The 19,986-nt window shown below is 68.4% G+C and carries 21 protein-coding genes and 3 pseudogenes; 14 read left to right on the forward strand and 10 right to left on the reverse strand.

All coding sequences use genetic code 11. The features are described from left to right. Nucleotides 1-61 precede the first annotated feature (61 nt). Nucleotides 62-1,744, reverse strand: coding sequence for a membrane-associated oxidoreductase (locus K9S39_RS39195; protein WP_248868032.1), 1,683 nt, complete (start codon nucleotides 1,742-1,744; stop codon nucleotides 62-64). Nucleotides 1,745-2,158: 414 nt separating this feature from the next. Between K9S39_RS39195 and K9S39_RS39200 the strand changes: the two genes are divergently transcribed. Beyond that, the gene (locus K9S39_RS39200) at nucleotides 2,159-3,073 is read left to right on the forward strand and encodes a hypothetical protein (RefSeq protein WP_248868033.1); all 915 of its coding nucleotides are present in this window, start codon (nucleotides 2,159-2,161) and stop codon (nucleotides 3,071-3,073) included. Between the two features lie 418 nt (nucleotides 3,074-3,491). Here K9S39_RS39200 and ku read toward each other — a convergent pair whose 3' ends face one another. After that, nucleotides 3,492-4,169, reverse strand: a complete 678-nt coding sequence (gene ku / locus K9S39_RS39205) for a non-homologous end joining protein Ku (RefSeq protein ID WP_248868034.1) — start codon at nucleotides 4,167-4,169, stop codon at nucleotides 3,492-3,494. Nucleotides 4,170-4,298: 129 nt separating this feature from the next. Between ku and K9S39_RS39210 the strand changes: the two are divergent. The 3 genes and pseudogenes from K9S39_RS39210 to K9S39_RS39220 all read left to right on the forward strand — a co-directional run bounded on the left by K9S39_RS39210 (nucleotide 4,299) and on the right by K9S39_RS39220 (nucleotide 5,766). Beyond that, nucleotides 4,299-5,046: pseudogene (locus K9S39_RS39210) on the forward strand (SOS response-associated peptidase). A gap of 85 nt (nucleotides 5,047-5,131) precedes the next feature. Then, on the forward strand, nucleotides 5,132-5,389 hold the full coding sequence (locus tag K9S39_RS39215; RefSeq protein ID WP_248862107.1) for a hypothetical protein: 258 nt from the start codon (nucleotides 5,132-5,134) through the stop codon (nucleotides 5,387-5,389). Next, the gene (locus K9S39_RS39220; RefSeq protein WP_248868035.1) at nucleotides 5,386-5,766 is read left to right on the forward strand and encodes a PIN domain-containing protein; all 381 of its coding nucleotides are present in this window, start codon (nucleotides 5,386-5,388) and stop codon (nucleotides 5,764-5,766) included. Before K9S39_RS39215 ends, K9S39_RS39220 begins: the two co-directional genes overlap by 4 nt. 481 nt (nucleotides 5,767-6,247) lie before the next feature. Here the strand turns inward: K9S39_RS39220 and K9S39_RS39225 are convergent, their stop codons facing one another. Beyond that, nucleotides 6,248-6,418, reverse strand: coding sequence for a hypothetical protein (locus tag K9S39_RS39225; RefSeq protein ID WP_248868036.1), 171 nt, complete (start codon nucleotides 6,416-6,418; stop codon nucleotides 6,248-6,250). 297 nt (nucleotides 6,419-6,715) lie between these two features. Between K9S39_RS39225 and K9S39_RS43235 the strand changes: the two genes are divergently transcribed. Further along, nucleotides 6,716-7,639, forward strand: coding sequence for a transposase (locus K9S39_RS43235; RefSeq protein ID WP_406708094.1), 924 nt, complete (start codon nucleotides 6,716-6,718; stop codon nucleotides 7,637-7,639). A 216-nt stretch (nucleotides 7,640-7,855) separates the two neighbouring features. Here K9S39_RS43235 and K9S39_RS43240 read toward each other — a convergent pair whose 3' ends face one another. From K9S39_RS43240 to K9S39_RS39245, 3 genes are read right to left on the reverse strand one after another with little or no spacing between them, the layout of a single operon-like run. Then, a complete protein-coding gene (locus K9S39_RS43240; RefSeq protein ID WP_406708095.1) occupies nucleotides 7,856-8,158 on the reverse strand; it encodes a PhzF family phenazine biosynthesis protein in 303 nt (100 codons plus the stop codon). Continuing rightward, nucleotides 8,085-8,741, reverse strand: a complete 657-nt coding sequence (locus tag K9S39_RS39240; protein WP_248868037.1) for a PhzF family phenazine biosynthesis protein — start codon at nucleotides 8,739-8,741, stop codon at nucleotides 8,085-8,087. Before K9S39_RS39240 ends, K9S39_RS43240 begins: the two co-directional genes overlap by 74 nt. A gap of 2 nt (nucleotides 8,742-8,743) precedes the next feature. Continuing rightward, on the reverse strand, nucleotides 8,744-8,875 hold the full coding sequence (locus K9S39_RS39245; RefSeq protein ID WP_248868038.1) for a Rid family hydrolase: 132 nt from the start codon (nucleotides 8,873-8,875) through the stop codon (nucleotides 8,744-8,746). Between the two features lie 281 nt (nucleotides 8,876-9,156). On the opposite strand from K9S39_RS39245, the gene K9S39_RS39250 reads away from it, so the two are divergent. From K9S39_RS39250 to K9S39_RS39265, 4 genes are all read left to right on the forward strand, one after another. Then, nucleotides 9,157-10,674 (forward strand): FAD-dependent oxidoreductase, encoded by a 1,518-nt coding sequence (locus K9S39_RS39250; protein WP_248868039.1) that lies wholly within the window; start codon nucleotides 9,157-9,159, stop codon nucleotides 10,672-10,674. A 14-nt stretch (nucleotides 10,675-10,688) separates the two neighbouring features. After that, nucleotides 10,689-11,816: a hypothetical protein gene (locus tag K9S39_RS39255; RefSeq protein ID WP_248868040.1), complete on the forward strand. Its 1,128-nt coding sequence runs from the start codon at nucleotides 10,689-10,691 to the stop codon at nucleotides 11,814-11,816. A 4-nt stretch (nucleotides 11,817-11,820) separates the two neighbouring features. Then, the gene (locus K9S39_RS39260; RefSeq protein ID WP_248868041.1) at nucleotides 11,821-12,444 is read left to right on the forward strand and encodes a TetR/AcrR family transcriptional regulator; all 624 of its coding nucleotides are present in this window, start codon (nucleotides 11,821-11,823) and stop codon (nucleotides 12,442-12,444) included. An 88-nt stretch (nucleotides 12,445-12,532) separates the two neighbouring features. Beyond that, complete coding sequence (locus K9S39_RS39265) at nucleotides 12,533-12,751, forward strand: hypothetical protein (RefSeq protein WP_248868042.1); 219 nt, start codon at nucleotides 12,533-12,535, stop codon at nucleotides 12,749-12,751. A gap of 52 nt (nucleotides 12,752-12,803) precedes the next feature. Here the strand turns inward: K9S39_RS39265 and K9S39_RS39270 are convergent. Further along, nucleotides 12,804-13,144: pseudogene (locus K9S39_RS39270) on the reverse strand (DDE-type integrase/transposase/recombinase); the annotation flags it as partial. Then, a pseudogene (locus K9S39_RS39275) lies at nucleotides 13,130-13,309 on the reverse strand (ISNCY family transposase); the annotation flags it as partial. The pseudogenes K9S39_RS39270 and K9S39_RS39275, both read right to left, overlap by 15 nt. A 478-nt stretch (nucleotides 13,310-13,787) precedes the next feature. Between K9S39_RS39275 and K9S39_RS39280 the strand changes: the two are divergent. The 4 genes from K9S39_RS39280 (at nucleotide 13,788) to K9S39_RS39295 (ending at nucleotide 18,202) form a co-directional block, all read left to right on the forward strand. Continuing rightward, nucleotides 13,788-14,318 carry a phenolic acid decarboxylase gene (locus K9S39_RS39280; protein ID WP_248868043.1) on the forward strand — a complete coding sequence of 177 codons (531 nt, stop codon included), beginning with the start codon at nucleotides 13,788-13,790 and terminating at the stop codon, nucleotides 14,316-14,318. Nucleotides 14,319-14,746: 428 nt separating this feature from the next. Continuing rightward, nucleotides 14,747-16,858, forward strand: a complete 2,112-nt coding sequence (gene tap, locus K9S39_RS39285) for a telomere-associated protein Tap (RefSeq protein WP_248868044.1) — start codon at nucleotides 14,747-14,749, stop codon at nucleotides 16,856-16,858. 3 nt (nucleotides 16,859-16,861) lie between these two features. Continuing rightward, complete coding sequence (gene tpg, locus K9S39_RS39290; protein WP_248868045.1) at nucleotides 16,862-17,416, forward strand: telomere-protecting terminal protein Tpg; 555 nt, start codon at nucleotides 16,862-16,864, stop codon at nucleotides 17,414-17,416. Between the two features lie 75 nt (nucleotides 17,417-17,491). Further along, entirely contained in the window at nucleotides 17,492-18,202 is a 711-nt protein-coding gene (locus K9S39_RS39295) for a hypothetical protein (RefSeq protein WP_248868046.1), read from the forward strand. Nucleotides 18,203-18,328: 126 nt separating this feature from the next. On the opposite strand, the gene K9S39_RS39300 is transcribed toward K9S39_RS39295, so the two are convergent. After that, complete coding sequence (locus tag K9S39_RS39300) at nucleotides 18,329-18,628, reverse strand: hypothetical protein (protein ID WP_248868047.1); 300 nt, start codon at nucleotides 18,626-18,628, stop codon at nucleotides 18,329-18,331. A 234-nt stretch (nucleotides 18,629-18,862) separates the two neighbouring features. On the opposite strand from K9S39_RS39300, the gene K9S39_RS39305 reads away from it, so the two are divergent. Continuing rightward, the gene (locus K9S39_RS39305; protein ID WP_248868048.1) at nucleotides 18,863-19,534 is read left to right on the forward strand and encodes a hypothetical protein; all 672 of its coding nucleotides are present in this window, start codon (nucleotides 18,863-18,865) and stop codon (nucleotides 19,532-19,534) included. A 162-nt stretch (nucleotides 19,535-19,696) separates the two neighbouring features. Here K9S39_RS39305 and K9S39_RS39310 read toward each other — a convergent pair whose 3' ends face one another. Next, nucleotides 19,697-19,846, reverse strand: a complete 150-nt coding sequence (locus K9S39_RS39310; protein ID WP_248868049.1) for a hypothetical protein — start codon at nucleotides 19,844-19,846, stop codon at nucleotides 19,697-19,699. Nucleotides 19,847-19,986 lie beyond the last annotated feature (140 nt).

The following is a 19,986-nucleotide window of genomic DNA, read 5'->3' on the forward strand; positions in this document are numbered from 1 at the left end:
GAGCCCAAACCAGGCCCAAGGCCGATCGGCTGGCCGCGGAGTAAGTCGCGGCCGTTCCTCGTCATTGGCGGCTGATCGTGCGGGTGACGCCCGCCGCGATCGTCGTCGCGAGGACCCAGCCCGTGGTGATCAGGGCGTAGGCCAGCGACTGGAGTCCCGTGCTGGTCGGCGTATAGGCGTGTTCCTGGCCGAAGTCGATGATCGGCAACAGAAGGTCGAGTGTGTAGAAGAGCGCGTTGAAGGGCGGGGCCTCGTCCGGTTTCAGGGCGCGGGGGCGCTCGGCCGTGTAGGCGAGCGTGCCGATCAGCAGGAGTGAGAGAAGCCAGGAGGCCGCGCGGACGGGGCGGAAGCCGTAGCCGACCGTGGCGTCTTGGACGTAGCCCCACAGGCGGGCGTAGGGCGACAGAGTTGCGCGGTGCCGGCGCTGTTTGGCGAGTTGGACCGTGCGGGCCGCGCCGTCGTTGCCGATGCGGCGGTAGGCGGCGGTGAGTTGTTCGTACGAGAACGGGACGTGGCCGTCTCTGTCCCGCCGCAGCAGCGCCAGCCGGCGTTCGGCCAGCTCGTGCGGGGCGAGTGTGGTGTAGGTCAGGCCGTCGAGCCGGACCTCGTCGGGCCAGGTCTCCGGGGCGATGTGGAGCAGATCCAGCTGGGAGCGGCGCAGTGAGACCATGCCCTGGATGGGCCGGGCCTCGCGGAACCAGAGTTCACCGGCGACCAGGCTGCTGGCTCGCAGAGCGACACCGCCCGGGTGGGAGAGCGTTGCGTAGGAAAAATTGAGCTGGCCTGGTATGCGCGCACCGCGCAGATTAATCCGGCCGTTCGAGACGAGCCGCATCGCGTTCAGATCCGCGCCGACGCTGAGCGTCGAGGCGTGCAGGGTGGTGTCAGTGGGGTTGTCGAGCCGCGAGTCGCTGAGGCCGAGCGTGCCCGCGATCGTCGCTCCCTTGAGGCAGAGTTCGCCGTTCGCCGTCAAGTACCGGGCATTGAGGTCGGAGCCAACCGCCAGGCCAGTGCCACGCAGGGCCACGCCCGCGGGGCAGTTGAGCTGCGCCTCGTCGAGGTCGAGGGCGCCCGCGATGCTCGCGCCGTACAGACGGAGCGTGCCGTGCACGGTCAGGCCGCGTGCCGAGAGGTGGTCCTCGATCACGGCGCCGTTGAGCTGCAGGACGTCCTCGCGACGCCGGTTCGGGACAGGTGGGATGGGCGGGACGGAGGCGTCGTGCAGCGGCGCGGACGTCGCGTCGGCCCCCTGAGCCGGTTCGCCGATGCGGGCACGGTCCAGGAACAGCGCCCCCGTGATCCGCGCCCCGGCCAGGCGTACGGGGCCGCGCACCCGGCACAGCGTCAGGCGCAGTGAGTCGTCGAGTCTGAGCGCCGTGGCATGCAGCGACGGCAGGACGGAGACGCCGAGGCTGAGTCGGCGTAACTGAGCGCCGTACAGGTCGACTTCTTCCTCGAAGTAGCAGGCCCACAGGTGGACGGGGCAGTCGACGGCCGCGTACTGGAGGTCGAGCCGGCCCGTGATCCGGGCGCCCGCCACCTTGAGGACGGCGGTCTCGCCCGCCGTGCGTGGCCCGTTGAGCAGCAGGGTGCGCAACACCTCGGCGCGCAGGGTGCGTTCGGGTCCCCAGGTATTCCCGGCCGTGGCTTCCTCGTCGGGGGTCGTACGGAAGTTGACCTCGGTCCCGCGCGGAAACGCCTGCCAGACCCGCAGCTCGGCCGAGGTCAGCTCATCGATCTCCATCGCGCGACTGTGGCCACACGGGCCGGTCTTGTCAACGGGTCTACGGGGTCACCACGATCAACAGAGCTGTCCCGTCCATCAGCACGATTCCGCGAAAGCCATGTCAATTGAGAACACTGAGGCCCGGTGTTCTCAATCAAGGTGCCACCCCATCAGGTCAGCGGCTTGCCATCTGACAGATGCACTTCGACGGGACACCCGCCTCACCGCGGGCCCGCTTCGACGCTGTGCGCGCGACCTCGGGCGTGACCCGTGAGGTGGCAGTCCAGCTGCAGTGGCGTCCGGCGTGGCCCCCGCAGCTGGCGACACACCCCCGCACACCCTCTGCGGATCGGCCTGCCACCGCGGAACATTGTTCCATGGCCGCACGCCTATATCGGCTTCCCGACGACTCCGCGAGCAGAGGGGCTTCACATGACCGTGGGAAAGATGAATTTCGGCACGACCAACGATGCCGGTGGGGACGTGACCTCCCTTGTCTCTACTAGTTTCTCCACATTGCTCGTCTACGGGCACCAGGGGTCGGGCATCACGGGGAGGTCAGACCCGGGCAACGGGGTAAACGGTGTCTCCCAGTCGGGCGTCGGTCTGTTCGGGGAAACCACCACCGGCATTGGCGCGAGAGGGCTCGCCCTGGACAGCAGCACTGGGGCCACCGGGGTGCTTGGGGAGTCCCGGGGGTTGAACGGCAACGGGGTCGTCGGCGTGGCGTTCAACGGAACCAATGCTTACGGCATCTGGGGCCAGGGCGGCGATGGCTGGGCCGGGTGGTTCAGCGGGAAGGTCCATGTCTCCGGCACCCTGACCAAGGGGGCCGGCGGGTTTCTGATCGATCATCCGCTCGACCCGGAGAACCGCTATCTGCTGCACTCGTTCGTCGAGTCCGCCGAACGGCTGAACATGTACAGCGGCACGGTGGTGACGGACGCCGACGGGGCCGCGGTCATCGAACTGCCGGAGTACTTCGAGGCCCTGAACGAGGACTTCCGTTACCAACTCACCGCCATCGGCACCTTCGCCCAGGCGATCGTGACGGACGAGGTACGGGACAACCGCTTCACCATCGCCACCGACCGCCCCGAGGTGAAGGTCTCGTGGCAGGTAAGTGGTGTCCGGCGGGACCCTTTCGCACGGGCGAACCCCTTGAGGGTGGGCGAGGAGAAGCCCGAGGAAGAACGAGGCACATATGTGCACCCCGAAGCCTGGGGCAAGCCGACGGAGGCGGGCGCGGACTTCGCGCGGGCCGCAGCGCTACACGAGCAGGTGGAGTCGCTCAAGCCCGCCGAGTACCGCATGCCGCCCAGTGTCGGTGGCGAGCAGCAAGCCTGAGCGCGAAAGGCAGCCGGTGGGGCCGTCGCGAGGACCGGACATCATCCCGTGAGCAGAGCTCGTGGCGCCACGGCATAGGGGATATCCCCTATGCCGCCCCAAAGGCCAACGGACCAGCAGCTGACGCAGTGCCCGCGCCTTACCGTCACCCCGCAGCAACGTAATTAGTCGGTGGCCCCATCCAGGCAGGGGAGGTCCCCGCCAAGGTGCTCACCTCCGCCAGGCGCCTGGGCGCACACGGTCGGACCCGGCTGAGCCGCACAGCTCGACCAACTCCACCGAGACCTGCTCACCCTCGCCCCGGACTACCAGCTCGACAGCCTCACCACGAGATTCGGCGGCCTGCGCATCCACCTCGCCGACTGTTTCGACGAGGCCAGCGAGTACGACGGCGCCTGCATGGACGCCGCAACCGCACTCACGGACGCCGCCGAGACCGCCTCCGAGCACACCTGCGAGCGCTGCGGAGCCCCCCGGCCGCCCCCGCTTCCGCGGCGACCATCACCACACCTGGATCATCACCGTCTGCGAGACATGCCGTACCCCGAGTCGAGCCGACACCGTCGTTGCCGACAAGCGGGTTGACTAGTGAACACAAAAGCGTCTGCATCGCGATGGTCTCGCCGCGCGCCCGGAGCAGGGCAAGGGACTCACGGTTGCGCAAGGCCACCCTGACGACGGCGGCCAGGCTGCTCTCATGCATGGCATCGCGAAGGAGGGCGTACGGCCGCGCCGTGGTGGGGTCGCTGCCGAGGTAGTAGGGCTTGTGCAGCAGTAGCGGGTCGATCCGGTCTGCGGCAACGAAGGCGAGGACCTCGATGGCACGAGGCGACGTCGGCAGCGGAAGGTCGGCGAGGTCATCCTCGGAGAGCACCACAACGCGCCCGTCGCCGGCGTCGTAGCCTCGGGCTACCTGGTCAAAGGGGACGTCCACGCCCTCGCGTTCGCAGACACGTCGCAGCCGGATCCGGCCGCCGCCGCACCGCGTGTGCACCTGGTGGAGCGGGACAGGATGTGGGGCGGTCGCGGCGTGGACGGTCACTGGGATGGTCACCAGGCCCCAGGTGATCGTCCGCTTCGCGATGGTCTGCGCCATGATCCCATCGCACCGCCCACCCGGGCGGATCGCACGTCGGACGACCTGTCTGGCCCGGGCGGCAGACCCCATGATGCAGCTGTCGGCATGGGTGCCGACCAGCGGCCAGCAGCGTGGCAGGGTGGGGACATGTGCGGCCGATACGTTTCCACTCGCCGTCCGCAGGACCTTGCGGCCACGTTCGACGTCACGCAGTGGGACCCCGACCAAGCGCTCGATCCGAACTGGAATGTGGCCCCGACCAACGACGTGTGGTCGGTCCTGGAACGCGTTGAGCGCGACAGGCGGCGAAGTCACCCGGCAGCTGCGGCCGCTGCGCTGGGGCCTGGTGCCCTCGTGGGCGAAGAGTCTGAGTGTGGGCGCGAAAATGATCAATGCCCGGGTAGAGACCGTCGCGGAGAAGCCGGCCTGCCGCCGGGCCTTTGCCAAGCGCCGCTGCCTGTTGCCCGCGGACGGCTTCCATGAGTGGCAGGCCGTCGCGGCGACCGAGACGACCAAGGCCCGCAAGCAGCCGTACTTCATCAGCCCTGAAGACGGCCAGGTCATGGCGCTCGCCGGGCTGTACGAGTACTGGCGCGATCCCGACGTCTCCGACGACGATCTGGGTGCGTGGTGGACGACCTGCACAATCATCACGACCGAGGCCACCGATGCCGCCGGACGCGTCCACCCCCGCATGCCCCTGGCCATCGCTCCCGACGACTGGAGCGCCTGGCTCGACCCCACCCACCAGGACACCGGCGAGCTGCGCGCCCTGCTGGCAGCCCCAGCCGCCGGCCATCTGGACGCCCGCGCGGTATCCGTGGCGGTCAACAACGTACGCAACAACGGCCCGCACCTCCTGGACGAAATCGGCGAGGACCACGCCGAGGCGTGAGGCCGGGACCATCTCCTGGCCCAGCGGAATACCGTAGGGTACGGGTACGTACCCGTACCCTATGAGGGTGGGAAGGAGCCTGACGATGTCCGATGCCAATATCCGCCTCCCTGAGGAGGCCAAGGAGCGGCTCGCCGCGATTGCGGCCGCCGAGGGCCTGTCGCTGCGCGCATACCTGGCCCGCCTGGCCGAGACGCTGCTTACGCCGGCCGAGCGTGCCGAGCGCGCGGAGAAGGCCCGCATCGTGCTGGAGAAGTGGAACGGTTATGCCCCGACCACGGCAGAGGAACAGGACCTGGACAGTGAACTCGACCGGCGTCTGGCACAGGTGACCGGCCGGTGACCGACGCCATGCACATCGTCTTGGACGAGACCGCGATGGCCGCGGCCGGCCAGGGCAACGTCCTCGCCTCCCGTCTCATCCACCGAGCCCATGCCGAGGCGGACTGGTACCTGTACGCGCCCGCCTGCGCACTGGTGGAAGCCGATCGCAGGCGGCCTGGCACGGCCGAGCACCTGGCAGCCCTGCCCGGCATCACCGTCCTGGACCTGGACCTGCCCGCCGCCCTGGCCGTGGCGCAGCGGGAAACGTGGGCCGCGGCCCACTGCCAGTACGCCGCGCAGCCCACTCCCGAGCGCCCCGACGGCGCGATCGTTGCCACCACCGCACCGAAGCGATGGGACGGTGAACCGGTCCGCATCCTGGACCTCAACGCCTGACCGCTGAGTGTGGTGACGGGACTGGTCGTAGGGGACGTCGACGCCCTCGCGTTCGCAGGCGCGTCGCAGCCGGATCCTTGGGCAGAATCAGCCGTTTCCCGATTCCCCGCTGTATGCCGTGATGCTGCTCGACCTCAAGACGGCCTGACCCCGCACCGTGGCAGTCCGTACGTCTGCCATCAAAGCGTCGCCCCCTGGTCGTGCGGGTGCCTGGTCAGCAGCACGAGGTCGTCCCTCTCGCGCTGGTTGAACGGCTCCCGCTACGGCCTGCTCGAACCCCGCGCGGGCCTCCGGCGTTGCCGAGCTGGTGGCGGTCAGACCAAAACGGGGACGCCCGTGATCATCGCCACCCATCCATGGACGTAGCACCGTCCGGGTACGCCGTTACCGAAACCCCCTCGCAGAACGGCGTCTTCAGCCCCGCAGGCAACACTGCCGCCCTGACCTGCGACGTTGAGGAAGACAAACACCTACTTCGGCACTACTGGGCACCGCGCAGGTGGTCTTGGCGGGCGGTGACCAAAGCGCGCCAGCGGGCGCGGACGGTGTGTTGGTTGTCGAGCCACCGGATGGCGGGCCCGTCAGGCTGGGGCCGGTCGCCCATGGAAGCGGCGATGTGGACGTAGTACCTGAAGTCGCCGCTCGCGGTCACCTCGCGCAGGCGATCGAGAATGGCGGTCAGGTCGTCCTGTGCGTCGCGTACGGCGTGGTGGAAGGCAAGGACGGTCTCCAGGGGCGTCTACGAGATGAGGGAGATCGTTAGCGTGATCCTGTACCAGAACCGCGCCGGCTGCCAGTGGGACTTCCTACCGCACGACCTGCCCCCTAAAGGGGGGCCTACTACTACTTCGCCGTCTGGCGCGACGACGGCACCGATCAGAGGATCCACGAACTGCTGCGCTGGTACACGCGAGAACACAAACGCCGATTAGCCGACCCCAGCCTCATCGTGCTCGATACCCAGAGCAAGCACGCGGCTGCCGGGGTGCCCGCGACCACGACCGGGAAGGACGCGGCCAAGAAAGTGCCGGGCCGCAAGCTCGGGCTGGCCGTTGACGTGCTGGGCCTGGTGATCGCGGTGACGGTGGCGGCCGCCTCGGCCCACGAGAACCAGGTCGGGACCCGCCTGCTGCACAAGGTCGCCGAGCAGACCAGCACGGTCAAGAAGGCACTGGTGGACCAGGGCTTCAAGACCGCGGTCGTCGCTCACGGAGCACGCTTGGGCATCGACGTCGAGATTATCGAGCGCAACCCTGCCGACAAGGGCTTCGTCCCGCAGGCCAAGCGGTGGGTAGTGGAACGCGCCTACGGGATCTTGATGATGTACCGGCGCCTCGTACGCGAATACGACCACCGCCCCAAGAGCGCGGAATCCCGCGTGTACTGGGCGATGACCGACGTGATGACGCGCCGGCTGACCGGCACCCCTCACCTGGCGGGACGCATGACCGTCGCCGACGCCGCGAAGCCACTCCTGGAGCGGATCGATGAACGCGAGCAGGCCATAACCGACCAGGCCGAGCTGGTGCGGGCACAGATCGAAGAGCTCACCGCGCGGCTCGGTGAAGCCGACGAGCACCTCGAACACCTGCGGATCACCCGCAAGACGGTTCTCGCCCTCGCAGACGGACCCGCCCACGAACCGACGCTGCAGCCGGCGCCCGAACTGCCCGAACACCCCGCCTACCAGCAGATCATGGCCGTCTTCACCGACAGCGACGACCCTCTGCGGGCCCGCGACCTGTGCCCGGCCCTCGACCTGCCGATCGTGCCGAAGAACACCGAGGGCATCCGCTCCAAGCTCAAGCGCCTGGTCAGCCGCGGGATCCTCGCCGAGATCGAACCCGGCCTGTTCGCCCGGCCCCGCCCGTAGCCCTGCACCGACCCCCACGAGCGGCAAGCCTTACCTCGCGCCAACCCCGTAACGGACATCGAGCCTCATAAGGCCCTCTCACGCAGGAGCAGCAGGAGATCACCGAGACCCAGATGCGCGCCCTGAACGAGGCGAACCGCAGCTAGCCTCGCCCCAAGCGGGCTGTCCGAGGCGTGATCGCAAATGCGTAAAACACTCCTGACCTGGAAGGCCGGGTCAGCGGTCCGGCACTGTGATCGTTCCCTTGCCGATGACAGCGGTGAAGCCTCCGACCGTGATGCCGATGAGATGGCCTCCCTCGGTGTGAGCGCCTACCTCGATAAGACTGGGACGCCCCATGCGGACCCCCTGCAGGATGCGGAGCGTCTGCTCGCCGTCGGACAGGGCCGACCGCTGGGCGAGACTCCCGATCAGCCCGGCACCCGCGGAGCCGGTGGCGGGATCCTCATCGACCCCGGCAGCGGGAGCGAATGCCCGTGCGTACAGGGTGCTGCCGCTGCGGAACTCTCCGGCGAACACGTAAAAGGTGCGGCGGCCAGCCGTCGGCGACTCCGGCTGCCCAGACGGCCTTGTCCAGGACGGCGCGGTCAACAGCGTCGGCGGACGTCAGACGCACGTAGCAGAACGGGAGTCCGGCCCCTCCGTACCAGCACTCCACGATGTCCTCCCCTGTCAGGGAGAGCACCTGCGTGATCGTCTTCACCGGCGGGCGGTGGCAGGGGGCCTCGAAGGGAAAGTCCACGGCCATCCGGCTGAATATGCCGCGGACGTCCACGGTGACAGGACCGATGCCCTCCTCGGATGTCATCCTCTCGCCTGCCTCAGAGCGTCCGTGCCCGCCGACGGCGAGCACGGACGCGGTACCTATGGTCGGGTGGCCGGCGAACGGCAGCTCCATGTGCGGGGTGAAGATCCGCAGCTGGTAGCTGTGGCGGGAGGCAAGTGGGAAGACAACGGTCGTCTCGGAGAAGCCAAACTCCCTGGCCGGGGTTTGCATCGTGGCCGCGGACATACCACGCGCGTCCGGGAAGACAGCCAACTGATTGCCGCCGCCGAGCGGTTGTTCAGTGAAGACGTCGGCGATGACGAACCTATAGTCCATGGTCAATTGGCGATGACGTCGATCTCGACGGTGGCACCGAGCGGGAGCGCAGCGACGCCGATCGCCGTACGCGCGGGGTAGGGCGCGCTGAACATCTTCTCGTGCACGGTGTTCACCGCGGCGAAGTCCGCCATGTCGGTCACCGCCTTCTGCCGGCGTGCAGCCGATCCCAGATCTGCGCTTCACGGGGTGGGTGCTCTGCACCACCCCGGGCCGCAGGGCGTTTCAGCCGACGCGCCGCCGTGCGCCAAGGTCTGGACGAGCGCCGGGAGTTGGCTGTCTCCCGACCCCTCGACCCGGAACAAGAGCCGGCCATCACGTCCCGCAGAAAGGGTGGTTCGTTCGGGCCGCACCTGTTACCCTCCCACCCCCACCGATCATACATTAATTCAGAATGTGTATGAATGGAGGAAACGTGCGGGGAAAGACGGCCGTGGTACTCGGCGGAAGCGTGGCGGGGCTGTGCGCCGCGGGAGTGCTCGCGAGGCATTTCGACGAGGTAATCGTCCTGGAGCGGGACCAGCTCCCACCGGACGCGGAGCACCGGCGGGGCGTGCCGCAGAGCAAGCACCCGCACTTCCTCCTCAACTCCGGGCGCCGCGCGATCGGTGAGATCTTCCCCGGGTTCGAAGAGGCACTGATCGCCGCCGGCGGGATGCACCTGATGCCGTCGATGGACGCGGCCTACTGCGAGAACGACGGCTGGGCCCCGCGCAAGTCCGGCTCGATGACGATGGTCTACAGCTCCCGCGTACTCATCGAGCGGGTCCTGCGCGACAAGGTCCGCGAGCTGCCGACCGTCGAGATCCGCGAAGGCGTGACCGTCACCGGGCTCCGTACCACCGGGGGCGGCACCGAGCGAGGGCGCGTCGAGGGAGTCGAGTACCGTGCGGGCGACGACTCGGGCCACCTGGCCGCCGATGTGGTCGTCGACGCACTGGGGCGCGGGTCCTCCGTCGCCGACTGGCTGATCAAGGCGGGCTGGCCGGCGCCGCCGGAGAAGACCCTCGACGCCAAGGTCACCTACACCTCGCGGTGGTACGACCTGCCGCCCGCCGGGCGGCGTCCGGAGTCATGGTGGTGGAAGCACCTGGTCATCACTCCGTCCCAGGACACCGGTGACCATCCCGAGGAGCACGAGTTCCTCAGCAACTTCTTCCCGATCGAGGGCGACCGCGCCATCGTGTGCATGGGGGCGTGGGGCATCAGGATGCCGCGCAAGGTCGACGCTTTCGAGAAGGCCGTGGACCGCGTGAGGGCTACGGCCTTCGGACAGGCGACGCGTGCCTGCACTCCCACCTCCGAGGTGCACCTGACCCGTTCGACCGGCAACAAGTGGCGCCGCTACGACCTGCTCGACCGGCCCCCGCTCGGGCTGGTGTGCATCGGAGACTCGATCTGCGCGTTCAACCCGTTCTACGCCCAGGGGATGAGCTCGGCGGCCCGCTCCGCGCTCATCCTCGCCGAGCTGCTGCACGGCCGCGCCACCCTCGACCTCACCTTCTTCCGTGAGTTCCTCGCCCGGCAGAAGAAGTCACTCGACGTGCCCTGGATGCTCGCCATGGCCCGTGACCAGGCCTATGACTTCGCGACCGGCAGCGAGGTCGCCGCTCCGTGGCGCCGCAGGCTGGCCGCGCGCCTCAGCTGGCCGGTGTTCAACGCCATCAACGCCACCAGCCGCGAGGACGCCTACGTCGAGCGGACGTTCGCCCAGGTCTTCAACCTCGACAAGTCGCTCAGGGACATGGCCACCGATCCGCGGTTCTGGTTCGGCATCGCGCGTTACAAGGTCCGCCAGCGGCTCGGACGCACGGTCGTGCCCGGCGGGTTCGACGACCAACAGGACCCGCCCGGCACCGACTTCACCGACCGGACCGGCACCGGCCGCGCCGGTACAGCACCGTCCGCCGAGAGCGACCTCGTCCACGACTGACCGAGGAGCACGCAATGGCCTATTCATGCGACTCAGCGGCCGAGCGCCTCGCGGAAAGGCTCGGCTTCTCCTGCCATGACGCCAATCCTGTCGTGGACTTCCGCAACCCGTTCGGTCTCGAGAACGGCACCATGCCGTTCCTCGAACTGCTCGTCATCGGCGGCGCGGTGTTCGCCCTCGTCCATGGGTGGCGGCGATGGCGGCGCGACGGCGACCCGGTCAACATCTCGCTGTGGTTCGCCTCGGTCGTCTACCTGACGGTGATCGAGCCGCCGCTCTACTTCCCCGGCTGGTTCGGCCTGGAGGAACACGTTGGTCTTATCTTCTCCCACAACGTGTTCACCGTGCAGTTCATGTACGACCGGCTGCCGCTCTACATCGTGGCCTTCTACCCGGCGCTTTCGCAGCTCGCCTACGAGTTGGTCCGCGCCCTCGGTGTCTTCGCGCGGCGCGGGCCCCTGGCCGGTTCGCTGGCGGTCGCGTTCGTTTGCCAGGCGTTCTACGAGATCTTCGACCAGCTCGGACCCCAGCTGAAGTGGTGGGCCTGGAACCCCGGCAACAAGATGATCAACGAGCCGGCGCTCGCCTCGGTCCCGATGAACAGCATGTTCCTGTTCGCCTCGGTGTCCTTCGGCGGGATGACCTACCTCGTCATCCGGCTGGTCGGCGCGAAGGACGGGCGGGGCACACTCACCGGCCGACGGATCAGCCTGCGCACCGTCGCCGCCGGCGCCCTGACACCGTTGGCGATGGCGATCGCCGGCGTGCCCAGCAACGCCTTCCGCGGCGGGGATCAGGTCGGGATCCAGCGAGCCATCCTCGGCGCCGAGCTCGCCCTGGTCTGGATCGTCGGCCTCTACCTTCTCGCGGACGCCTGGCGCGCGCGGCGAACCGATCCGGCCCCGGTGGCGTCGCCGCTGTTCGTGTGGACCTACCCGGCGCTCTACCTGGGCGTTCACTTCGTCCTCTGGCTGATCGCGTTGCCGGCCTACTTCGCGGCGGCCGACGGTATCACCGAGCAGGGCTCGCCGATCGGCAGCCTGTGGTACACCGCGCTGTGCACCGTCGCAGCGACCGGGCTCACCGTGGCCGCACTCCGCGCGACCACGTCCCAACGGGCAAAGGAGCCTGTGCGATCCTGAAACCATGGGGCACCACGGCTGGGGAGGCCGACCTCCCGCATCGGAGGCGGAGGCACGGCAGCGCATCATCGATGCGACCGCCCGCTGCATCGACCGGCACGGTGTCACAAAGACGACCCTGTCCGACGTCGCCGGCGAACTCGGCGTCACCCGCCAGACCGTCTACCGCCACTTCGGCCGCCTCAACGACATCCTCGCCGAGGTCGCGGCCCAGGGCGCCGAATCGTTCGTCGAGCTGATGCTCGCTCACCTGCAAGGGATCACCGACCCGGCCGAAGCCGTCGTCGAAGGCATGGTCTTCTGCGTACGGACCATCCCCGCCGAGCCACGCCTGAGTCTGCTGCTGCAACTCGAAGACACCACCGCCTTCGGCCGCGGCGCCACCACCCGGCACACCATCGCCTACGGCGCCAAGATGTTGCAGCGCTTCCCCGTCGACTGGGCCACCGCCGACATCGGTGCGGACGACCTCGACGGCCTCGCCGAGATCATCATGCGACTCCTGACATCGCTGCTCCAGCACCCAAGCGAGCCACCGCAGGACGAAACCCAACTCCGCACCCTCCTCAACCGCTGGCTGGCCCCGGCACTGTCCCGGACAGCAGCGGCCGCGCATCCGCATTCTTGAGGCTCGCCATCCCGAGGAACGCGCCATCGGAGAGGTCGCCGACCGGCTGGCACGGGCCGCAGGGTGCACACGGCGCCTAGACACCTTGGTGTTCACCGACGACGCCGGTGGCCAGGACGACGAGCCCGCGGACGAGGGCGACGACGAGGCCGAGGACATTGAGGCGGTCCTGTCGCAGATCAAGGCCCACCCCGGAAACGTCAGCCTCAACTCGCTGCTGGACGAGATCTCCAAGCTCAAGCAGGTGCGGGCGCTTGCCGTGCCGGCCGACGCCTTCGCCCGGCGTTGTCACGTTGTTGGGCGGTAATCGCCTGACGGGGTGTCGGGGTGTGGTGGGCCTGTGGTGGGGGCCTTGGGGGTCAGCCCGTGGCGGGCAGGCCGGTGCCGGCGGTGATGTGGTCCCAGACAGTGAAGCGGACGAGCCTCTCGAAGCGGTGGTCGGCGGCGGTCATCAGGTGTCGTCGGGGACGGAAGTGGGGCGAGATGCCGCTGAACGCGGACAGGAACTTCTGGGCCGCGCCGGGTACACGCATCTGCTTCTTCATGAGCTTGGCCATGAACCGCCTGGCGGCCTTGGTGTCCCACTTGGACTGCACCAGGATGTCGAGCACATTGCCGTTCTGGTCAATGGCGCGCCACAGGGAGTGCCGCTCGCCGTTGATCTTCACGAAGCCTCGTCGAGATGCAGCGTCTCGACCGGGACCGACGGTCGTCCCAGCCGCTCGGCGAACACGGCCCGCCACGGAGCGAAGAACCTCCCGTCGTCCAGGAACGCATCAATCCGGGCCAGCTCGACCGGTAGCTGCCGTGCCTGCTCCGGCAACGCCTCCCACCACGTGTCCTGCACTCCCGCGACCCGCAACAACGCCACCACCCCCGGCCGCCGACGACCCATCTCAACTGTCGCGGCCATCCGCAACCCACACCAGCTCTCCCCAAAGGTCAATCCGGCGGCAGCCCCGACTTCTTCAGGGGCAAGTAGTTAACACATAAGCACAGCGCTATTACGGTGCGTGATAAAGTCCCAGTCGAAGATTCAAGCATCGAAAGGACACCTGCTGACGACGGAACTGCCGGACGTGCCCGATTCGGCGCCGGCGAACGCCGCGAGCGAACTGATGCGCTCATGCTCGCCGACGGTGCTGGCCAACCACTGCCTCCGGACCTACCTCCGCTGTCCTGCGGGCAGCACCGCGGCTGAACTTCAAAGAGTTCATGACCAGTGCCCACCTGCGTGAATCACACAACAAACCCCACTCCGCCGCTGCCACCCACTACGACGACACGGACATCGTGGAACGCATCGCGGCCGCACCGTTCGACTCCTGACGAAAAGAGGGGCAATGACCGATAACGCGGCCCCGGCCGCGGTCGGCGCACCGACACAGGATCTGACTGCCGTCGTCGGCTACCACTTCATCTACACCTACGCCAACGGATGGCGCTACGAGATCTACGTCAAGAACAACCACACCCTCGACTACCGCATCCACAGCGGCCTAGTCGGCGGCCGATGGGTCAAAGACCAACAGATGAGCCTGGTCCGGCTCGAAGAGGACCAATTCAAGATGTTTTGGACCGAACCCACCGGCACTTCGGTCGCGGTGAACATCATGCCCGCCCGGCGGCTACTGCACGGAGTGATCTTCTTCCCGCAATGGATCCAACAGCACGGCGAACGTACCGCCCTGTACCAGAACAAGCACCTCGACCAGATGCGCCGCTACCGCGACCAAGGACCCACCTACCCGATCAGCGTCGTCGCCGAATTCGCGAAGATCACGTTCGCTGAATACGTCGGCATGGACGACGAGACCGTCATCGCAGTCGCACCCGCCGACCTTCCGCCGGGCCGGCTCGACCGAACCAACTAGCTACTGGCCCCTGTCGGCGTAGGCGACCGCGCATCCCTTCGTAGGCCAGACAGGCGGGTGCGGCCGGTCGATACGGGCCGGCTGCACCCGCGCGGGCACAGTGGCCGCGCCAGCGCGGCGATCTCGTCCAGTTCCCTACGGTGCTGCGGCAGAGCCAGGCGCAGCGCCTGATGGAGTTTCAGGAACTGGGTGGTTTCCTGATCCGTGTAAGGCCGCATCCGCTCCGCGGCCAGAGTCCACGAAGCCCGCCCCACACCGCCGGCCTCGTGGCGCAGCAGCGCCTGCCCGTCCCGCCGGATCACCGTCACTGCGGTGATCGCCGGATGCCGCTGCGCGAGGTCCACACCTATGAGCGCTTCACAAGCGTTCTAAGTGCAATCTAAGAGCGTTTCAAGTTAACTTCACAAGCGTCTCGTGTAGAGTCGGCGATGGAGGTGAACCCTGTGCCCAACGACGAAGAGGCGCTGTTCAGCCGGGTCGACGCACTGCTTGAGAAGGTCGCCGACCCCCTGCCACCGCCTGCCGAGCGCAAGCGCCTTCGGGAAGCGGCCAACCTGAGCCAGGACGAGGTCGCCAAGACGCTCAAGACCCGACGCGAGTCGGTCGGGAAATGGGAGGCCGGCCACAGCGAGCCGCGGCCGCCGAAGCGCGCGGCCTACGCACGGCTCCTGGAGCGCCTCGCCGCGCGCTTCCCCGCGCCGGACGCCGCGCCCGCCCAACAGGAGACGCAGGCGCCCGAGACCTTCGCCGGACCCACCACTGTCGCCTCGCAGTCTGCCGCTTCTGCTCCGGCTGCCACGCCGCAGTCCGAGCACGCGCCGCGTCGGCCATCGTCCCGGCGCCCGGCGAAGAAGGCCGCCGCCAAGCCGGCCGTCGACGCGCGGTTCCCGCACGGGCCGCTCGCCGTGCTGGACGGCGACGGCTCCGCGTACGGCGTCGACGGGATCGTGCTGGACTGCCCGGCCACCACCGTCTCGGAGCTGGTGGAGTGGACGCTGCGCGAGTCCGGTCTCGGGGCCCCGCGGCTGCACCGCAACGGCCGCGACTCCGACCCGCTGATCGTGCTCACCGCGGCGGCCGCCGTGAAGCTCGGGCTGCCCGAGCGCCTTGAGGGCCACGAGCAGCGCCGCTCCCTGCGCCTGGAGGACGGCCACCCCGTCCTCAAACAGCTCACCAAGGCGAAGTGGAAGCTCACCCAGCGCGGCTTCGGCCCGTGGGCCCGCGTCTACCGCCCGGCGCAGGGCAACCAGCGCCAGTGCGTGCAACTCGCCGTGCTGTCCTGGGATGCGCTCGATGCCCGGTCCTGGCCCGCTGTCGCCGGCATGGCGCCGGCCGACATCGCCCGCGTCCTCGGCATCTACGCCCAGCGCGTCATCACCCCCCGCGGCTCGACCGCCGTCTCGGGGCTCGAGCTGATGACCGCGCTGCGCCCGCCGACTAGGGCCGTGCAGGACCACGCCACCGGTCAGTGGATCTCCGGCCACAACCCGGGCTCGCTCGGCACGGAACCGGTCGACCCGGCACCGCCGGAGGCCACCAGTGAGCACCCCGTGGTCGTGCACGGCGGCTGGACGGGCGGCTTCCTCGATGAGGAGGCGTACCAGTGGGTGCGCGACCCGAAGTTGCTCTCCGATGAGGAGTGCCTGCTGCCCTTCGCGATCGGCCTGGACATCAACACGGCCTTCCTCGCGGCCGCGGCCCGCCTGGTGGTCGGGCTGTCCGGACCCCAGTACGTGCAGCACCCGGCGTTCGACAAGAAGATCCCCGGTTCCTGGTTCGTGGACCTGTCCGGAATCGAACTGGACCCGCGCCTGCCGTCGCCGTTCACGCCCAGCGGACAGCGCCCCGAGGGCCCGGCCTGGTACCAGACACACACCGTCGCCTACGCTCAGGAACTGGGCTACAACGTCCAGCCCGTCGAGGCGTACCTGCGGCGCGAGACCGGCGCGTACCTGGACCCGTGGCACGACCGCCTCAAGACCGCCTACGTCGACACCATGGCCGATCTGGGCGTCACCAAGGACCTCAGCGACACCGAGTTCCTCGCCGCGATGGAGCGGCACAAGCAGACCGACCCGGGCCTGGCGGCCGTCCTCGCCGCCATCAAGGCCACGGTCAAGGGCGGCGTCGGCAAACTCCGCGAGCGCCCGCAGGGCCGCCATTACAAGGACGGCGAGCGGTGGCCTGCCCTAAAGCGCCCGACCTGGCGCCCGGACATCCGCGCCGCCGTCATCAGCAAGGCCCGGGTCAACATGCACCGCAAGCTGGCCAACATGGCGAAGATGACGGGCCTGTACCCGCTGGCCGTGCTGTCCGACTGCGTCGTCTACCCCTCCCCGGGGGCTTCACCGCTGGACTTCCTGCCGTACGCCGCCTCCGGCAAGCCGCAGCCGGGCGGGTTCCGCCTCGGACCCACCCCGGGCCTGGCCAAGCTGGAGGGCGTCCAGGAGATGGCCTGGGCGGTCGACCTGATGGAGCAGGGATACAACCCCGCACGCCACATCAAGGGCGGCGACGCCGTCATGGACGAAGGAGAGTAGGCCGTGACAGACGTCCACGACGCCCTGGAGCGCGCCGACCAGGAGACCTTCACCCGTGAACCCCCCAAGGGCCTGAAGGCCCGAATCAACTTCCTGGTCAAGCAGCTCAAGACGACCAAGGCCGTCGCGAGCGAGATCGGGGTCAGCCAGCGATCGGTGGAGCGCTACCGCACCGGCGAGCGGAAGCACCCGCCCAAGGAGATCACGGACCGGATCGACGCTGCGGTGCGTGCGCGCTGGCAGCCGCAGGTCCGCAAGAGGCGCCAGAAGCAAGCCGCCACCGCCACTGGCATCACCGTCGAGACCAGGGCCCGGTTCGGATACACCGCGCCGATCGGCACCACCGACGACGGCCGCATGCGGCGGCTGACTGTCCACCTCCCGCCGGAGTACGCACGCCGCCTGTTTGACGCCCGCGAGCAGGGCGCAAGCGACCAGCAAATGCGAGACATCGTCGCCGAAGGACTGCAGGAGATCTATTTCAAGGACGGCGGCCGACGCGCCGACAACCTCGAAGTCGAATTCACGGACATCGACTATTTCGATGTCTCGTTCTGAAAGGGGAAACGCGCCGCCCCGCTGCAGGTGACCACCCCGCACCCTGCCCCGCGCTGAAGCTGAGAGGACACACAGGTGATCCGCGCCGGACGAAAGCACCTCGTACGGACGAGGGAACAGCTCGCGCAGGACATGGGCATGGCCATGGGCACCTTCCGTAACGAAAAGCCCTACGCGGCAGGGGGCTTCCCCGCGCCCATCAGCTCAAAAGGGGTACGGGTGATGCTGTGGGACGGCGAGCAGACCGACGCCTTCCTGGCCGACGAGCCGGTGCCCGACCTTCCACCCGTCGGCGCCGACGACGACCTCCTCGACCGCCAGGAAGCCGCGGCCGAGCTCAACGTCATGCCGAAGACCTGGGACGACTACAAGACGAGCCCACAGATCGCCCCGCACCTGGTCGTGGTGCACGGTGTCGAGCACTATCCCCGCGCCGTCATCAGGGCCTTCAGAAACAGTCGGCCGGGCAAGCAGGCCGCGACCGGCCGCCCCAAAGGCAGCGCAAACGCCATCCCGCGCAGCCAACTGCACGACGAGATCGCTCCGCTGCTCGACGCAGCGCCGGCCATCGCCATCAACGAAGTCCGCGAGCAGCTGGGCATGGCCTACAGCACGGCACAGCAGGCCCTCGCCACGTTGCGCGGGGACCGCATCGCCGACCTCCTGACGGCCGCCCCGGAGCTGTCGTTCGACCAGGCCGCCGAACAACTCGGCTACCCACCGGCAGTACGCAGAGTCGCCCGCCAGGCAACCGCCCGAACACACCGAGAACACGACCATGCGTGATGCGTGAGGTCCTCGCTGCACACGAGTGGAACGCCCGCTACGCCGCAGGCCGCGGGTTCCGGCCCGTCACAGACGACGAAGCCGCCGCCTTCGCCGGGCACGATGTTCCCCAAGGTCGGGATCGCTCTAGCTGCCTGTGGCGCCCTGGTCTTGCTGACCGAGAACAAAGGAGCCTTGGCCGTCGGCGTCCAGTCCAGTGTCGAGGATCTTGTCGTCCAGGAAGGCAGCGGTCTGCTCGTCCATAAAGATCCGCGATCCCTCGGCGGTCAGGATCTGGTCGCCTTCGGCGGGTCCCGCGACGACCGCGAGCTGCAAGGTCTCGGCATCGTCGCTCGTGGTGATACGCAGTCCGACGTCCGCCGGTGCGCCCTCTGCGCTGGTGATCGTGCGAACGGCCTCGATGGCCGTGGGGGTGAGCATCAACATGGTCCAGATCCTCCCCCCAAACAGCCTCCCACGCACGTCGTAGGGTCGACCTCCGCACCACCCCGCGCGACTCCGGTCCGGCCCACCGACGCCGCGCACGATGGAGGGTGAGCGAGCACGACGAGGACCAGGGCGTCATCGCCGAACCAGCCCGGCCGTTGGACGCCGCGCAGGTTCGCGCGGTGATGCCCAGAACGGCCTGCAGGAGACTGGAGAGGGGCTCAGGAGGCCCTCATGCGTGTCCAGGACATTCGGATCGGCGAGACCTACCAGGTGAAGGTCCCGCAGCGTCTGCCGCCGGCCCTCCGCACCCGCCATCCCCGCACCCGCACGGAGTTCGCTGCCGACATGCGGCTGTACCAGCGCCGCGGCGACCGCTTCGACATCACCGTCACCGACATCGCCCCCGAAGCCGCCACAGTCGACGGCTACGAGGCCATCACCACCAACCGGGCCACCCTGCGCCTCACTGCAGAGCAGGCCGAGCTCCTGGAGCTCCCCGCCGGTCCCGCGTACGAGATCGACGGCTTCATCACCGACACCGACGGCAACGAGGCCATCCTCGACGCCACCGTCACCTACACCGCGCTGCCCGCCGTCTGGCTGCGCCCCCTCGAAGAGCCCGTCCGCATCGCCCCCGGCATCGCTCGCTTCCACCGCGCCCGGGTCCAGGCGCAAGCCACCGGGATGACCGTCCAGGACGTCACTCGTGCCGCTCAGGACGCCCAAGAACACCAGCGTGACGTCGCCGGGCAAGCACTGGACAGCTACCGAGCCGAGCAATGGCTCCGGATTGCCGAAGTCCAACACCAGGAATGGCGCCGGATCTCGGCACTCATGACAGACACCGCAATGAAGACCTACGCCCCGCAGAGCGACCCGGAGGCCGTACCGCCAGGTTCCTGAACGACGCTTGCGGCTACGCCGTTACGGTGACCGCCACGCCTTGCACGGCACCGTCCTGTAACCGCTGCTGCTGTGAGGCACACACCCCGTTTTCCCAGGTCGACGGAGTGCGACGTGAGACTCTCAGGTGTCAGGAGAGCCGTCGGCGAGTACCTGCGGCGGCTACATGTGGCGCTGCTCCTGGTCCTGCTGCTCGCGGTGGTGTGCAACGTGGTGCTGCCGGTAATCGTCGGAAGGGTTGTCGTCGGAGCGGTGCTGCTCGTGGTCGTCGTGGTGAGTGGCTGGGATGGTGTCGTGGGTGCAGCGCAGCATTTGCACGCACCAGGCGGCACACGGGTGCTCCACGGGTAGCAGGCCAGCCCCGCCCGCGCAGCCGCAGCCGGTCGTTTAACCTCGATTGGTTACAGAACGCCACATGCGTGATCGAAATGTCGAGGGATTCCACGTCGGAG

Origin of the sequence: Streptomyces halobius (assembly GCF_023277745.1) — a bacterium.
Taxonomy (GTDB): Bacteria; Actinomycetota; Actinomycetes; order Streptomycetales; family Streptomycetaceae; genus Streptomyces; species Streptomyces halobius.

Excerpts from the sequence above, each read along its gene's own strand:
- K9S39_RS39195 (WP_248868032.1), bottom strand. The coding sequence starts at position 1,744 with ATGGAGATCGATGAGCTGACCTCGGCCGAGCTGCGGGTCTGGCAGGCG.
- K9S39_RS39200 (WP_248868033.1), top strand. The coding sequence starts at position 2,159 with ATGACCGTGGGAAAGATGAATTTCGGCACGACCAACGATGCCGGTGGG.
- ku (WP_248868034.1), bottom strand. The coding sequence starts at position 4,169 with ATGGCGCAGACCATCGCGAAGCGGACGATCACCTGGGGCCTGGTGACC.
- K9S39_RS39215 (WP_248862107.1), top strand. The coding sequence starts at position 5,132 with ATGTCCGATGCCAATATCCGCCTCCCTGAGGAGGCCAAGGAGCGGCTC.
- K9S39_RS39240 (WP_248868037.1), bottom strand. The coding sequence starts at position 8,741 with ATGGACTATAGGTTCGTCATCGCCGACGTCTTCACTGAACAACCGCTC.
- K9S39_RS39245 (WP_248868038.1), bottom strand. The coding sequence starts at position 8,875 with ATGGCGGACTTCGCCGCGGTGAACACCGTGCACGAGAAGATGTTCAGC.
- K9S39_RS39255 (WP_248868040.1), top strand. The coding sequence starts at position 10,689 with ATGGCCTATTCATGCGACTCAGCGGCCGAGCGCCTCGCGGAAAGGCTC.
- K9S39_RS39260 (WP_248868041.1), top strand. The coding sequence starts at position 11,821 with ATGGGGCACCACGGCTGGGGAGGCCGACCTCCCGCATCGGAGGCGGAG.
- K9S39_RS39280 (WP_248868043.1), top strand. The coding sequence starts at position 13,788 with ATGACCGATAACGCGGCCCCGGCCGCGGTCGGCGCACCGACACAGGAT.
- tap (WP_248868044.1), top strand. The coding sequence starts at position 14,747 with ATGGAGGTGAACCCTGTGCCCAACGACGAAGAGGCGCTGTTCAGCCGG.
- K9S39_RS39300 (WP_248868047.1), bottom strand. The coding sequence starts at position 18,628 with ATGTTGATGCTCACCCCCACGGCCATCGAGGCCGTTCGCACGATCACC.
- K9S39_RS39305 (WP_248868048.1), top strand. The coding sequence starts at position 18,863 with ATGCGTGTCCAGGACATTCGGATCGGCGAGACCTACCAGGTGAAGGTC.
- K9S39_RS39310 (WP_248868049.1), bottom strand. The coding sequence starts at position 19,846 with ATGCTGCGCTGCACCCACGACACCATCCCAGCCACTCACCACGACGAC.